Raw genomic sequence first — 575 nt, 5'->3', positions numbered from 1 at the left:
GCAACGCGAGCTGCGCACATACAGCTCACTGTTCACGTCGCACCTATATCTGCGTGTTGCCTGTATATATATATACATGAGAAGAACGGCATAGTGCGTGTTTATGCTTAAATGCGTACTTATATGCGTCTATTTATGTAGGATGAAAGGTAGTCTAGTACCTCCTGTGATATTATCCCATTCCATGCGGGGTATCGTATGCTTACTCCAGCACTACCCTTTAGCTRWKCTATATGCTSCCACYCCTCAATTGGAKTAGTCTCATCCTTCAMTGCTATCATTTCCTTTGATATTGGATCATACGCATAGTACCGAGAAGCCAGTGCGAAGTAGTGATCAGGTATTGCTGTTATCTGATGAGTATACGTTTCAATGCTATCATTTCCTTTGATATTGGATCATATGCATAGTACCGAGAAACTAGTGCGAAGTAGTGACTTCATTGAAAGAAATGAGGTCATCAAATGTCTTCCATGGCCACGGCAGAAGCACGCTTATCGCTCCAATTTCCCACAACATTAGTCAACTCCGTTAGGCCCTTCATTGAAAGAAATGAGGTCATCAAATGTCTTCCA

At 42.4% G+C, this 575-nt stretch carries 2 protein-coding genes and 1 pseudogene; all 3 read right to left on the bottom strand.

Annotated elements, in window-relative coordinates; all coding sequences use genetic code 11:
• Positions 1 to 119 precede the first annotated feature (119 nt).
• Positions 120 to 323 (bottom strand): hypothetical protein, encoded by a 204-nt coding sequence (locus FMS18_RS21280; protein WP_368854192.1) that lies wholly within the window; start codon positions 321 to 323, stop codon positions 120 to 122.
• A 26-nt stretch (positions 324 to 349) separates the two neighbouring features.
• Positions 350 to 406 (bottom strand): annotated as a pseudogene (locus tag FMS18_RS21275) (hypothetical protein); the annotation flags it as partial.
• A 54-nt stretch (positions 407 to 460) separates the two neighbouring features.
• A complete protein-coding gene (locus FMS18_RS21270) occupies positions 461 to 544 on the bottom strand; it encodes a hypothetical protein (RefSeq protein ID WP_368854191.1) in 84 nt (27 codons plus the stop codon).
• Positions 545 to 575: the final 31 nt, after the last annotated feature.

The organism is Desulfovibrio sp. JC022 (assembly GCF_010470665.1).
GTDB lineage: Bacteria > Desulfobacterota > Desulfovibrionia > Desulfovibrionales > Desulfovibrionaceae > Maridesulfovibrio.
The sequence above is the reverse complement of the archived record's forward strand: the minus strand, read 5'-3'. Positions and strand labels throughout refer to the sequence as shown.